The sequence below is a fragment of the Paenibacillus sp. MZ03-122A genome (assembly GCF_024213325.1).
Lineage (GTDB): Bacteria > Bacillota > Bacilli > Paenibacillales > Paenibacillaceae > Paenibacillus > Paenibacillus polymyxa_B.
Map to the genome: position 1 here is coordinate 365679 of NZ_JANAVI010000004.1, position 14176 is coordinate 379854.

At 43.4% G+C, this 14176-nt stretch carries 13 protein-coding genes and 1 pseudogene; 11 read left to right on the plus strand and 3 right to left on the minus strand.

The features are described 5' to 3' along the window. Positions 1–176 precede the first annotated feature (176 nt). The 5 genes and pseudogenes from NLX74_RS11690 to NLX74_RS11710 all read left to right on the plus strand — a co-directional run bounded on the left by NLX74_RS11690 (position 177) and on the right by NLX74_RS11710 (position 3396). Positions 177–1187, plus strand: coding sequence for a phosphotransferase (locus NLX74_RS11690; protein WP_254328810.1), 1011 nt, complete (start codon positions 177–179; stop codon positions 1185–1187). Between the two features lie 79 nt (positions 1188–1266). After that, positions 1267–1563: pseudogene (locus NLX74_RS11695) on the plus strand (hypothetical protein); the annotation flags it as partial. A 25-nt stretch (positions 1564–1588) separates the two neighbouring features. After that, the gene (locus tag NLX74_RS11700; RefSeq protein ID WP_254328812.1) at positions 1589–2107 is read left to right on the plus strand and encodes a hypothetical protein; all 519 of its coding nucleotides are present in this window, start codon (positions 1589–1591) and stop codon (positions 2105–2107) included. A 36-nt stretch (positions 2108–2143) separates the two neighbouring features. After that, positions 2144–2803 carry a DUF2625 domain-containing protein gene (locus tag NLX74_RS11705; RefSeq protein ID WP_254328813.1) on the plus strand — a complete coding sequence of 220 codons (660 nt, stop codon included), beginning with the start codon at positions 2144–2146 and terminating at the stop codon, positions 2801–2803. A 56-nt stretch (positions 2804–2859) separates the two neighbouring features. Beyond that, the gene (locus tag NLX74_RS11710) at positions 2860–3396 is read left to right on the plus strand and encodes an SMI1/KNR4 family protein (RefSeq protein WP_254328814.1); all 537 of its coding nucleotides are present in this window, start codon (positions 2860–2862) and stop codon (positions 3394–3396) included. A 79-nt stretch (positions 3397–3475) separates the two neighbouring features. Here the strand turns inward: NLX74_RS11710 and NLX74_RS11715 are convergent, their stop codons facing one another. Continuing rightward, positions 3476–4060: an RBBP9/YdeN family alpha/beta hydrolase gene (locus tag NLX74_RS11715; RefSeq protein WP_254328815.1), complete on the minus strand. Its 585-nt coding sequence runs from the start codon at positions 4058–4060 to the stop codon at positions 3476–3478. 285 nt (positions 4061–4345) lie between these two features. On the opposite strand from NLX74_RS11715, the gene NLX74_RS11720 reads away from it, so the two are divergent. Further along, on the plus strand, positions 4346–6091 hold the full coding sequence (locus tag NLX74_RS11720; protein WP_254328816.1) for a methyl-accepting chemotaxis protein: 1746 nt from the start codon (positions 4346–4348) through the stop codon (positions 6089–6091). 114 nt (positions 6092–6205) lie between these two features. On the opposite strand, the gene NLX74_RS11725 is transcribed toward NLX74_RS11720, so the two are convergent. Then, the gene (locus tag NLX74_RS11725; protein ID WP_235309117.1) at positions 6206–6775 is read right to left on the minus strand and encodes a DUF1697 domain-containing protein; all 570 of its coding nucleotides are present in this window, start codon (positions 6773–6775) and stop codon (positions 6206–6208) included. A 32-nt stretch (positions 6776–6807) separates the two neighbouring features. Further along, a complete protein-coding gene (locus tag NLX74_RS11730) occupies positions 6808–7458 on the minus strand; it encodes a hypothetical protein (protein ID WP_235309119.1) in 651 nt (216 codons plus the stop codon). A gap of 212 nt (positions 7459–7670) precedes the next feature. Here NLX74_RS11730 and NLX74_RS11735 point away from each other — a divergent pair, with 212 nt between their 5' ends. The 5 genes from NLX74_RS11735 (at position 7671) to NLX74_RS11755 (ending at position 14167) form a co-directional block, all read left to right on the plus strand. Continuing rightward, the gene (locus NLX74_RS11735) at positions 7671–8663 is read left to right on the plus strand and encodes a hypothetical protein (RefSeq protein WP_254328817.1); all 993 of its coding nucleotides are present in this window, start codon (positions 7671–7673) and stop codon (positions 8661–8663) included. 2 nt (positions 8664–8665) lie between these two features. Beyond that, positions 8666–9751 (plus strand): hypothetical protein, encoded by a 1086-nt coding sequence (locus NLX74_RS11740; protein ID WP_254328818.1) that lies wholly within the window; start codon positions 8666–8668, stop codon positions 9749–9751. A gap of 87 nt (positions 9752–9838) precedes the next feature. After that, positions 9839–10777, plus strand: a complete 939-nt coding sequence (locus NLX74_RS11745) for an ADP-ribosylglycohydrolase family protein (RefSeq protein ID WP_254328819.1) — start codon at positions 9839–9841, stop codon at positions 10775–10777. 234 nt (positions 10778–11011) lie between these two features. Then, positions 11012–13399, plus strand: coding sequence for a polyprenyl synthetase family protein (locus NLX74_RS11750; protein WP_254328820.1), 2388 nt, complete (start codon positions 11012–11014; stop codon positions 13397–13399). 228 nt (positions 13400–13627) lie between these two features. Beyond that, a complete protein-coding gene (locus NLX74_RS11755; RefSeq protein ID WP_254328821.1) occupies positions 13628–14167 on the plus strand; it encodes a CueP family metal-binding protein in 540 nt (179 codons plus the stop codon). Positions 14168–14176: the final 9 nt, after the last annotated feature.

A 14176-nucleotide genomic window follows, 5' to 3' on the forward strand; every position in this document is an offset into this window, starting at 1 on the left:
TAAGTGAGGTATCCCTCCTTCGGTTTAAATTCTTATGAATTAGAGTCGCCCTCTGCTATAAAATAGGCTATCTGCTATGCTAAAATAATGAAATTACCTGTAAAGCTATTATAACCATACTTCTCGCATACCGGGGTCAGCCGATGCTATGGACACGAAGAAGGGAGGATACATCCTTGGAAGCAATACTAAGACGGCACTGGCCGGAGTGGAACGGAACGCTGCAGAAACGAACCGGGGGTTGGAATAATACGACGTATTTTGTTAAGAGTGGTGGACGAAGCGGGGTGCTGCGCGTCTACGATACACACAGGGATCGGGATAAAATTGAATTTGAGCATGCGGTTTTGCAGGAGCTGAGTAAGCATTCTCTATCATTCAGAATACCCCAGCCTATTCCGACGGTCACGGGAGAGACGCTTGCTCAACTGGAGAGGGAAAGCGGTAAATATGTGTGTTTGTTCAAATACATAGAAGGCATATCACCCCTGAAGCAGGATTCAAGCTTTGCCTATTCTTTGGGCGAGGCTACGGGCGAATTATCGGCTGTGCTTGCGACATTCAATCTTGATATGACCCCAGTCTATCGACCGTATTATGCTTTGCAGCAATCCTATCCATTGTGTAACCGGGAAACGATTCAAGGCTTTTGTTTACATCCGCCTGAGCCTCTAAAGGATTTACATGAAGAGCTGCGATTGATAGGAGAAGTTTATGAAGAGATTACAGATTCGCTTCATGCATTGGAAGAGTTGCCGCATCAGCTTGTACATGGAGACTTGAACGCTTCCAATTTGTTAGTAAAGGATTCGGATCATAGTCTAGTAACTGCACTGCTTGATTTTGAATTTTGTACGCTAGACGTTCGGGTCATGGAGCCGGCGGTCATCTTATCTGGATTTTTGGGACAACCGGAGGAGACGACAGCAGTTCGGGATTTTTGCCGGGGTTTCAGCCGCCAGGTTCATTTAAGCCACAACGAGATTGATGCTTTGCCTATATTGATGCTGCTTAGGAAGGTAGACGTATTTCTTCATTTTTTGAGTCGCTTTCTGGAAGGAACGGATCAATCACACGTGTTGCAAGAGCAAGTCAAACAGATCTCTGCTGATTTGCTCCAACTGTCTACCAAAAGTAGCTGGATTCAGGAGGAGTTGATCCAAGCTGTAATATATAGGAATAAATGAGCTGTATGCCATGTTATGTTATAGTCTCTGGAAAAATTGAGCTGAGTCCATTGAGATGTACTCGGAACAGGAGGAGCAGATGAATAGTTGGCTAACGAACGCGTTACGACCGTACTTCGGGCTGGAGACGCTGGAAGAACATTGGGACGTGGTAGAAATTAAAAATGGATACTTTATTTGTATGGATGGGGATGTCATTCGCAAGCGAATTTCTTCCACTGAGGATACCTATGGAGAAACCAATGTAGAGATTCTTACGCGTGACCGGGCATTTGTTTTGCCTAAAACGGCTCGTGGCAAAGAGAAAAAGCTGAATTACACAAGTGTTTCGAGCATCAAGGCGGAAGGCGTAACCTTTTCAGCAGGCATTCGAAGGTTTGGTTTTTTAATAGGAGGAGCACATGAAGTATCTTAAAGATTGCCCGGAGCCAGGCATGGGAACCTGGTATTTTGAAATAGATTCGGATGGAATAGCCTATCGACAAATTGTCATCCAGGATGATGGCACGTATATCGCCTCTAATCGCAAGCACGAGCAGTATCATTTCTTATTAGCTGAGAAAGCGATTGATAATACAGAGCCCTATTATACGCAAATTACAAAAAAAGAGTTTGAAGAAGTCTGGTCCAATTATCTTCACACCTTCAACCAGGAATGGCATCAAATCAAAAATGCACTGCCCGTTGGGACTAAGGTAAAGGGTTATATTGAAGCATTTTTCCCACACGGTACGATTATTCATATTTTCCAGCATCATGCGGTCGGATTGTCAGACACTCGTACATATGAGGAAAAGACACCATCCGAGTGGATGTATCCGAAGCATGAGGTCACGGCAATTGTAAAAGGATACGACGAAGTGAATCAGTGGGTGATTTTAGATCAAACGCAGGTTTTCAAAAATCAGTTCGCGGGTTGAAAGGGAATTTTAGGATATGCGGGAAGGGGAATGAACATGCATACTTTAACGGTTGATGAACTGGTGGATAAGGATAACCATGCATGGGAAGAGGTCACAAATATTCTGAAAGAAGGCCGGAATTCTCATCACATTGTATCGTCCAAATCGGAATCCGCTCCTGGGGACACGCTGTACCGTTTGCAGGTGAGTACGAAGTCGTATTTGGGAACAGTTGCCTATGAGACAGGAGGAATCGTGTTTGATTACGGTTGGATCACCTTGCTGGGTGCAGGTGGCTCTGGAATTTTTGGTAGCTTGACCTCATGGAACGGGCTTCAAGAGCCGGAAAGTGTTCCTGCGCTTGAGGGGATGCTGATTGTGGCTTATGATGCAGCAGGTGGATTTTTTGGATTGGATACAGGGAAATTCGGACGTAGTGGTCATATCTACTATTTTGCACCAGATGCATTAGAATGGGAATCCACAGAGCTGGCCTATTCCGGTTTCTTGGGCTGGTTGGCTGAGGGAGATTTAGACTTGTTCTACCAGACATTCCGCTGGAACGGTTGGCAGAAGGATATGGAGCAACTTCAGCCGGGAGAGGTATTTGCATATTATCCGCCGCTATGGACTCAGGAAGGTGGAGGGGAGACCAGCAGCAAGTCGCCTATAGACATTTCAAAAGCATGGCAGGCGGTAGTGGATAAGGAATAGCTTGCTCGGTAGAAATAACAACTCTTAGAGGCATCGAGGTATGGAGGTTGGCTGATATGTGGAGTATTCACTTTGAACAGCAGTTTGTAAAAAGTCTGGAAGCAACGGATGAACAAATCGCAAATTTTTTGAAAACATGGAACATAAAGCTATCGGAACAAGAGATTCACGAAATCAAGCAAAGACAAGTGAACCCTTTTCCAAAGTCGTCTCCATTCTATGATCAATATAAACCTTTAGATCCTGGGAGCTGGCATCTGCCCCAAGGGCAATTTCCTGACAGCTATATGGATTTTTTGAGATACTCTAACGGCGGGGAGTTTCAAAATGGAGAACGTTATTTTCAGTTTTTCAATACCGAAGATTTGAGAGAAATGAACCTTGCCTACGAGTTACCGGAATATATGCCGGGTGCTGTATCGTTTGCGATGGATGGGTGCGGAAACCACTATATGTTTGATATGAGAGAGGAAAAAAGAAACAATGAGTATCCCGTTCTTTTTGCTCATTCTGGTAGTTTGGGATATGACGAATGTGAACAGGTTGCCCATTCATTTATAGAGCTGTGTACGGAAAAATGGGCATTGTATTGATGTATTGAACCCGCAATAATGAACCCTTCGCCGGTTCCATTTTGCGGGTTATGTAAGTTTTCAAATTAAGCCTGTCATGCTACTTATTTGCATTCATCATTTCAATTAACACTTGATGTACCATCGGTAAGGTGGTGAAACCGTCACTTTGTAAAAAGTGTCCTCCATGGTCTACTTCATGGAAATCGGCTTGGATGTCTTCAGCTAGTTTCTTACTGAGTGAAAAGGGCACAATTGTGTCATCCTTTGAAGCGATAACTGAACGCGCTTTTAGCGAATCCATGATTTGCTGATAATCCAAATGGCCATTTGTAAATTCATCTAATGACGGTAGACTCGGCACTGGATCAGTAAAACCGGAAACGAAAACGAGACCACCAAGTGGTTCTGGGATACTTACTTGCTGTAGGTATCTTAATATGGATACACATCCCAAGCTATGACCAATAAAATAGGTGTCTTTATGTAGAACTTTAATATTTTGTAATAGATGCTCGATCCACTCATTAAGTTTGGGGGATTGCGAGTTGGGCATCTCCAGTATACCTACCGGTACTCCATCTTCCTGTAATTTGTCTTGTAACCAAGGGAACCAATGATCGGCTGGCGAAGCTGTGTATCCGTGGATTATATATACTTGTTTTTTATTTTGTATGTTTGTCACAATACTTTCTCTCCCATCATTCAGCGTTCGTTGTTTATATGTGCCCCACTTCGTGTAAGGACTCCTCTTCTAGTTTAGCAAATTTTTTAAGCCCATGAATATCTAAAATTTTGAGTTACATAGCAAGTCCAAATATGAAGTTGCCTACTATAATATTCTTATTTTTGCAGTACCGTTATTTTACTTATAAATTTAAGCGCTTTCTACCGATATATAGATATATATCATCACGTTTTGTGATCTGCAGCGTGAACTATTATCCATAGACGATCTGGAGGGGTTTGGATGAGTAACAAGCTATCAGACAGGACTAAAAAAGGAAAAGGTTTTAGAGATTTAAAGGTTACGACAACGATGATCTCCATGATTGTAATCAGCTTAGTGGGTTTACTCATTGTATCGTTGGTAGGGGTTATCGGTATGTATCAAGCTAAAGAGGGTCAAGGTATTTTGTATGTGGATCGCTTTCAACACCAAACGAATATTCTTGAAGTCAAAAGTGATTTCTATAATATGCGGGCTAATTATACCAAAATACTTGACAATAAGGAGTACACAGATAAACAGTATAAGCAAGTGCAGAAAGGAAAAGATAGCGTTACAACTGGACTAAATGAATTCTCACAAAGGAATTTGGATGCTAAGGAACAGAAATTGTACGAGGAACTACGGGGGAGTATAGACACATATTATCAGGATATTGAGCAAATCATGGCAGTCAAAAAAAATATCGGAACGTATGACACGGAAGAGAGAGGCCGGATTAATAAATCCAGTACGGCAATTGTTACGATGTTGACTACGATTTCAGATTATAACAATGAGCAATCCGCCAACTTATATCAAAATACGCAAAATGAGATTAAAATGCGTACAATTGTTTTGATCACGGTTCTGGCACTCGTGCTGGCTATTCTTATCACCATCTCCTTTGCGGCCATTCGAAATATCCGTTTTCGGATGAGTACAATTACGAAATACTGTGAGGAGATTACCCAAGGGAATTTAACGGCAGCACTTGATCCTACCTTGCTCAAAGGAAATAATGAGATCGCTGTCATTGCTCGTGCCATTCAACAAATGACAGATTCAACCTCAATGGTCATAACGGGGGTTATCAATGAGTCACGCCAAATTAACCAACTGAGTGACCAGACGAATCATAATATGACAGATCTCAATGAGCGGATTAGAGATGTATCTGCCACGGTCGAACAGCTGTCAGCAGCTATGGAAGAGACTTCGGCATACACCGAAAATATGAACCATTCTGCGGAAGAAATGCAGCGGGCAGCAGAGTACATTTCGGTCAAAACTCAAGAAAGAGCTCAGTCTGCCAATGATACAAGTGTAAAAGCCGAAACATTGAAGCATGCGGCTAGTGAATCCAATAAAGCAGCCAAGGAAATTTACCGGAAGGCCAATGAAAAGATGAAGGAAGCGCTAGAACGAGCTAAGGGCGTAGACCAAATTCGTTTACTTTCTCAGTCCATCTTAGAAATTACGGCACAAACCAATTTGCTGGCTCTAAATGCATCCATTGAAGCGGCTCGTGCGGGTGAGTCAGGTCGAGGGTTTGCGGTTGTGGCTAACGAGATTCGCAAGTTGGCAGACGGCTCCAAACACGCGGTAGACCAAATTCAGAGTGTTACTCAAGAAGTTGTGCAATCTGTAGAGAATTTAACTACTAATGCCGAAGAATTATTGCACTTCCTGCAAGCTCAGGTAGGCAAGGATTATCAGCTGCTTGAGGATACAGCAGGACAATATTACAATGATGCCGTGGAGCATACGAACACGGTCAATGATTTGAACGCCACCTCTAAGCAGGTAAATGAAACTATCCAAACCATGGTAAGAGCGATTTATGAGATTGCAACAGCCAGCGAACAGTCTGCTATATCCACTCAGCACATTGCAGAGAATATGGTTTCATCGACGGAGAAATCTCTTGAAGTGGCACACCAGTCTGATCAGGTGAAGGAAAGCGCGGCCCGACTGAATGAACTGGTCGAAGGTTTTAAAATTTAACGAGGCCAATACACAAAGACTAGGGAAAACATTACATCGAAGAAAAAAAGTTGGGGAGCCGTAAATAGGCTCCCTTTTTGAGTTTACTCTTCTAAGGTTGCTTTTGGACTACAGTCAGGAGCTCGTATCTCGTAACTCTTCCTGTTCAGCCGTTTGCATCAGCTTATAGATCTGTCGTGTTGTGTTCACATTCCGCACCGTCATTTGCTGATACAGCTTGGTGCCGACTAATTTCGTTAACCCGCTTTTTGTGACTTGTTCTTTGCTGACAGAATACAGAACGGCCCCGGTCGTATATATTACATGGCCTATTCCTGTTTTTAAAGGAAGCTTGTCCAGAACGGAAATATCGTTAATTTCATCCCACAGGAACAATACATCACTTTTCATCTGTGTATCATTAGACCATTCATTCGGCAGTGCCTCCATAATGCTCTGAATCTCCTTTATATTACGGACGATGACACGGATGGGTAAGCTAAAATCCTCCAGAATCGCCTGTTCCAATATGAGCGATAATTCCTCGTTGGACTGACCTTGACTAGAAAAAATAATGTTTCCAGAATTAATGTAAGTCGTCACATGCTCCATACCTGCATTTTCAAACGTTTGCTTGAGCTTCTTCATCTCGATCTTGTTATTGCCGCCAACATTGATGCCCCGCAGTAATGCGATATAGATCATATAAGCTCCACCTCTCTTCAAAAAAAGGATTTCTAACAAAGGGATAGGTATTCCATTAAATACGTGGTTTGATTTTCGCCCAGCAGATGATGCAGCAGCGGTTTTACGTGCTCGATATATTCTGTTTTGGTTTCGTATGTTTCTTCATCTTTCACTTCTCCCTTAAAGGTACAGGCACCTTCAATCAGGATGGAAAGAGCAGTAAAGAAGTTAGCCAAAGAGTCAGCCACCTGCTGCGGTGCACCGCCTTCGAATGCAGCATATACAGGGGAATCGGGTTCGCTAGTATCGACAATGACTGGATCGTCATTAAAAGTGGCAATCACGACATGATGGGGCGGCCACGAAGAAGATTCTTGGACAAGCTCACCAGATGTAATCCAGCGATAGCCTAGCTGTTGGCGATACAGATGTTCTGGTGCAGCAAAAAAGAGAACCGCGGCATCCCCGATTTCAACTGCCGCATTTTTCAATTTGTGTGTACCAGCTGCCTTAGCATCGATCATTTTATAATGGCTATACAGATACTCAAGTACGGGGGATACAGGAATCTGGCTGTCCCAGCAATCTGTTAGGTTCTCCGTCCGGGGCTGGATGTCGTGGTTTTGGAACAGCCCATAGGCTTCATTATATAAGTTTTGCTGTTGTACAAAACGGGCCAGAGCTTCACTTAATTGTTTCATAGGTTTGCATTCCTTTCTAATTTTAGGCTATGACCTCCGACAATAACGTTTCATTTCTAGCCTAAAGATATCATAATATAGATATGGAGAACATATGTTTCTGTAATTGTGCCGCCTTGCCAGTCTATCCAGATTAATTTTACAATATAGGAGTTCGAAAATGTTTTGTACTTAGTTTAATATGCTCAGGCTTACTTGTAAGGAGGATAAGCATGTCATTTTCTAAAATATACGATTACAAATTAAGAGCTTATTTTAATGAGCGTATTTCTGATTTAAGTCATGAATATCTATTTTATTCTTATCCCGATCAAGAGCAAAATTTAAGAATATTAACCCTGAATATAAACGAGCAGGATTATGTTTCTCTAGTGCGATGGCATGATCTGTTTGACAGGTCGCTATTTACAAAAATGGATCATGTCATTCGAAGCGAACTGGATGCTGAACGCCTGATTCGATTGCTTTCGCTCATTTTTAATGTTTTTGATATACATAAAGATGTTGCTTATAGGAGAAAAAACTTATTTTGTTTTTATTATCAATATCAAGTTTCACATCTAGCAGAGAGAGGCAATGAATTCACGTTTGCTCAGGACAGACTATTTTTCCTTCAACATCTTTTATTTGAACTGGGTTTAGGTGACGACATTTATGATCGTTTAACGATTAAAAATAATAGGATCATGTACAGAATGGAAGACGTACAATATTATGATCTGCACATTCTTATTAACATTTTGCATGAGCATATTCACAAAAGTAAGATGGATATGGATACACAAGCAGCGCTGGAAAAAATAAAATTTTTACAAGGCCAATGGGTTAACTTCATTCTGGGTAGTCATGATGTATATGATTTTCCATTCGATGATTTCAACAAGCCGTTTGTAGAAGCAACGATGTTTATACAAGCCTATAACTCTAATAAAAATAGGGTATTAGAGGTGCTGATCGACTGTACCAATGAGCATCAATCTCCAACAGAGCAGTTTATCTCCAACTTGATCTTGATGAATTACTCCTATTTTGTTCTCAAAAGTAATCCTAGCGAAATTACATATCTTAAGTTGTTTTGCAAGAAAAAACCGGGAGTTTTTATGAAAATATTAACTGCATTGCTTGATATCAGATTTTTTGTTGATAAATCCAGCTTCACAAATGCGGGTATAAATTATTATTTATCCAGAATAAAAGGGGTTTAATGATGCCATTCCATCACGTTTCTTTACCTGATTTACCACCGTCCATCGGACACCTTACAGCCATTCATCCACTACAGGGCGACTCTCAGGAAAGCATAACCCTGCTGGCACTAAACACACAAGCAGAACTGTGGAGACTAGAACTTCGCTCTGGCAACGCAGAATTGTGCACACGTATTTGTATTCCTGATTTTAATCCCATGCAACATGTCCAAATGGTTACCAGTTCTGACGGCAGGTACGTAGCTATCTCCAATCGTTTTGGACGGCATGCGGCAGTGTATGATTTAGCCCATGCTCAAGAAAAAATGCAATTATCTCGGGACGAATATCACTACGATAAAAGTATGTTTCCACTGGCATTTGTACACCAAGATGGTGCATGCATTCTTGTTCATGGGACGGAATGGAACCGGCTTGATCTGACGGATGTAGAAACAGGCATGCTTTTGACAGCAAGACCTACCCCTATTTATAACAGCGAAAGCAAAAATGAGCACTATCTAGATTATTTTCATGGGAGGCTACTGATTTCACCAGGGGGAAAGTGGATTGCGGATACGGGATGGGTATGGGCTCCATTAGGAGTGGTCCGAACTTGGTCGTTATCGGATTGGCTGCTGAATCCATGGGAATCGGAGAATGGTCCGTCAATTCGCCATCTTTGGCAAACCATAGATTGGGACGGGCCAGTATGCTGGACAGGACCCGATACATTGGCGGTTTGGGGACAGATGGATGCTGATTTACTGGAGGAGGAAGATTGGGGAGAGGAAGGAGTTGAACCGGCTGTTGTCCTATTCGATATGACCCAGCCCGGGTACCGACGTGTGCTTCCAGCGATCCCCTCCCTAAATTGTAAGCCTGTTGAAGACGGGGCTTTTCCTTTCCCCCAAGCGGATATGGTCATTTGCGGTGACCGATTATTCTTATGGGGAAAAGGAGTCCCGCTTCAGGTATGGCGGCTATCAAGCGGTGTGCGGGAAGATGTAGATACGGAGCGGTATCCACTTGTTTACCATCAAGAGGCAGGAATTTTCATTGAATTAAAACCGAATAGCCGTTGTACAGCCTTGATCTACGAATAAAAGGCGTTACAGCATTTTTGCTTCCTTCCTGGCGAGATGGGAAAATATGCGTTAGTTATTACATTTGAAAAGGGGAGTAAAACCAAAATGGCACTTATCAAGGATCGTTTTTTGGGATGTCTGGTTGGGCTGGCTGTGGGCGATGCTTTGGGAACCACTGTGGAATTCAGCAGTCCAGGTACATTTGAACCTGTAACGGATATCGTGGGCGGCGGTGTATTTGGGTTAAAGCCGGGCCAGTGGACAGACGATACGTCGATGGCGCTCTGCTTGGCCGAGAGTATGGTACGTAAAGATGGCTTTGATCCGGCAGATCAAATGCGCCGATACACCAATTGGTACCACTTGGGATATATGAGTAGTACGGGAACGTGCTTTGATATCGGTGGTGCAACGAGAGCAGCACTGCATCGCTTTGAAGCTACCGGAGATCCGTACAGCGGGTCCGTTGACCCCATGACTGCCGGCAATGGCTCTATTATGAGGCTTGCACCTGTGGCTATGGCCTATGCGAACCGCCCGGAAGAGGCGGTGAAGTACGCTGAGATGAGCTCGCGAACCACCCATGGAGCAGCCGAAAGTGTGGAGGCTTGTGCTGTGCTTGCTTCAATCCTTGTGGCAGGTCTGCGAGGAGCGGACAAAGAATCCATGTTATCGGCGGACGTCTGTTATAAGTGGCGGCAGGACGAGCCCGCTTATTCGGCAGCCATTGAAGAAATAATTCGGGGATCTTATCGGCATAAGGAGCCGCCCGAAATACAAGGAACCGGGTATGTCATTCGTTCCCTTGAGGCTGCGTTGTGGGCATTCCACCATTCGAATTCATTTGAAGAGGGCGCACTGCTGGCAGTGAATCTGGGGGATGATGCCGATACGACCGGGGCGGTGTACGGGCAAATTGCAGGAGCTTATTACGGAATAAGTGGTATCCCGAGTCGTTGGCGCGAGAAGCTGGCGATGAAGGAGACGATAGATGAACTGACTGAGGCTTTATGGCAGAAGGTCGAGAAGGACCAAACACTCTAAGGAGATATCTATAAAGATCAAGCTGGGCTGTTTTTCTTATGGAGCAGAGCCAGCTTTTTTTGTTCACTATATTTCATGACGATTCACCTCTTGGGATTACTTCTTATATCGCCTCGACCCCATTAAATTTCGTAACCTCACAGATTATTTTCCGTATAAAGATAAAAACATGATCCGAATTCGTTCCCTCAGGGAGAAATGCAACCATGTTTAACAAAATGAGAAGTAGAGGTAATGCATCATATGAATGAAAAATTACAAGCCAATAGAGGATATCAGCTGGCTGAGCGGAAGGCGATTCAGTATTTTGCATTACTGTATGATCAGGTCATAGACAAATCTTATGTGACTACCCTGACAGAAGACATTCAAAAGTGGAAAAAAAATCATATTCAACATTCCTCATGGTTATCCTTTTTTTCGCGGAGAAAAAGAAAACCTGATACTCGGGACTATAATAGATACATTCAATGGCTGAATTATACAGGCAAATTGGATGATTATCTGGACCGAAGTGTCTCCTATATTTATATGAGGGACCTAGGCAAAGCTCTGGATTCTCCTGACACACATACCCGGATTCAGCGTGTCATTGCAGACGTAAAAAAACACTTGATCCAATCCACCCGTGCAAACGGGGGAGACCAACCGGAATTTATGAATTTGGCCGGGGTGTATCGGTGGGCCCAGAGGGAAGGTATAGAGACCGCGATAATTTGGGTGATCAACAAACTTAGGTCCGTATCCTCCCATATTCCCAAGGAGATGGATGCCGAGCAAGCCCAGCGCAAACTGATTAAGATCATTGTCGGGGTTATTCTGCATGTGATGGAAGAAATGGACGATACAGTGTCGCCTGTGGAACGTGCTCGCAGACTTGATGAAGCCATCAGGCTTGGTTACTCCTATGGTCTAACCTATCCTTTCATCGATGATCTTCTCGATTCCCAGGTTCTGAACGTTCAAGAGAAAGAACAATATTCCCGTATGATACGTGCCGCGCTTCTCAGTGGATCTGTGCCTGAGTTGGGCAATTGGACTGGAAATCATATGAAGTTGATTCAATACATACATTCGGAGCTCTCGGATGCATTTGAGTACATTAAGGAACATCAGCGGCCAGACACACAGCAAACCTTTTTCGAGCAGGCCTATGTCTTTTTTCATTCTCAAGATATTGACCGTGTTAAGGATCTAACGCGAGCTACTTATACCAATGAAGAGCTTTATATACCCGTTATTTTGAAGTCCTCTTCGTCCCGCTTGATTGTCCGTTCCGTGATTAGTGCTCCTGCGGATGAGGGCTTTGAGCAACGAACATTCTTTTATGGTATCTATAACCAGCTTGCTGATGATTTTGCGGATATGGTTGACGATATGAGAGACGGTGCGGTAACACCTTATACCTACTATTTAAAATATCATCATCAGAGACCGGATTTGATCAATCCCTTTGAGTTATACTGGGTGGTTATTTCCTATTTGATCCATAACGTATATGACTCCGATGCCATGGCTCGTGAGGTGATACTGGATCGTGCAATGAATGGACTCAAACGTTATAAAGAACGTGTAGGTATTGAAAAATATAATGAAACGATGGAGATCTTTGCATCCGGAAATCCGGAATTTAATAATCTCATTCAGAAGATGGTACAAAAAGCGGATGATGTAGATTTCTTAGATAAGCTGCTTCGGGACCAGATGATTACCCATCTGAAAAACGATGCGAGGGAAAAAGAAGACTTTTTCAATACGGTCAAAATGGTCCGTGAGCAGATTAACAACCAATTGAAAATTACCAAGCCACAAGGGATTCCGGCCATGAAAGAACAGCTTATTGAGGCTGCAAATTACAGTCTCGAAGGGGACGGGAAGCGGATACGGCCTATATTGACTTGGGTCATGGGCGTGAACGAATATGGATTAGATGCATCGGCAATCATGCCTCTTCTGAGATCACTGGAGTATATGCATACCGCATCCCTGATCTTTGATGATCTGCCTTCCCAGGATAATGCGTCTACCCGTAGAGGGCGTCAAACCTTGCATCAGGTGCACAATAGCGCTACCGCGGAATTAACCGGTCTGTATCTGATCCAGAAGGCGATTGGAGAACAATCGTCACTTGACCAGTTCAATGCTGAAACGGTGCTTTCTTTGATACAATACTCGGCCCAGAAAGCAGAAGATATGTGTATGGGGCAGGCGATGGATCTGGATTCCAAAGGAAAGGCACTGACCTTGGAGCAGCTGAATATGGTGTGCTTTTACAAAACCGGAGTGGCGTTTGAGGCTTGTCTGGTTATGCCAGCCATGCTTGCACAGGTCAAGGAGTCGGAAATTGCTGCTTTGAAGAAATTTGCCTATCATATGGGGATTGCTTTTCAGATTAAAGATGATTTGCTTGATGTGGAAGGAGATATGCTCTTACTCGGAAAACCTGTTGGCCAAGATTCTGATAATAACAATTCGAATTTCGTGTCCATCCTCGGTCTTGGAGGTGCCAGTAAAGAGATGTGGGAACACTATTGTCTCGCTATGGAAGCATTGGAAGAGATCCCACGCAATATTGCTTTTCTGAAGCACTTAATACATTATGTCGTGAACCGGGACCGTTAAAAAACGAATGTACCCCATTGCTCCACAAGAGTAATGGGGTGCTTTTACGTTGAGACAGAAGAGCTGCTCATGTTCCTTCGTTCATCGGTAATCCTCTAATGTGATATAAATATGTCTGAGCACACAACACGGATCTGTGAATATCTGGTGACTTCAGCACCCCATTTTGCCCATTATGGTGCATTCTCCCTTATAATAATACAAAACAGACGAGGAGATGAACTCCAGATGAAAAAAGGAATCTTAGTCGCTTCAGGGCTGGTTGTTGCCGCATTGGGGACGTACCTAATTGCAGGGAATATTCAGAGAGAAGGGACGGACAACCCGGGGAAGACAAATATCAAGCAATTGGTGCATGATATCAGTGCAGGCAAGGCAACAGCCCAGTCCGCTTCCATTAATTCCAGTCAGTTGATTGTCACAGAGGACGATACTCAGACCGTGAATTATGATTTGTCTGACAACGAGTTTTTTGTTTCGATTGCGCCATATGTGGAACAGACCCACCCTTGTGCAACTCATAGTCTAACGGGCTGCCAAGGCGAAATAAAAAACGGAGCGTTCAATGTGACCGTTCACGACTCCGAAGGGAATGTCATCATGGAGAACGCCGCCATGAAATCACAATCCAATGGTTTTATTGATCTATGGCTACCGAGGGATAAAACATACCGTATTAGCGTGAATCATGAAGGTAAAACGGCTGAAACTGAATTCTCTACATATGAGAAAAACGATACGTGTATCACAACGATGCAGTTGGGTTAACGACGGAGT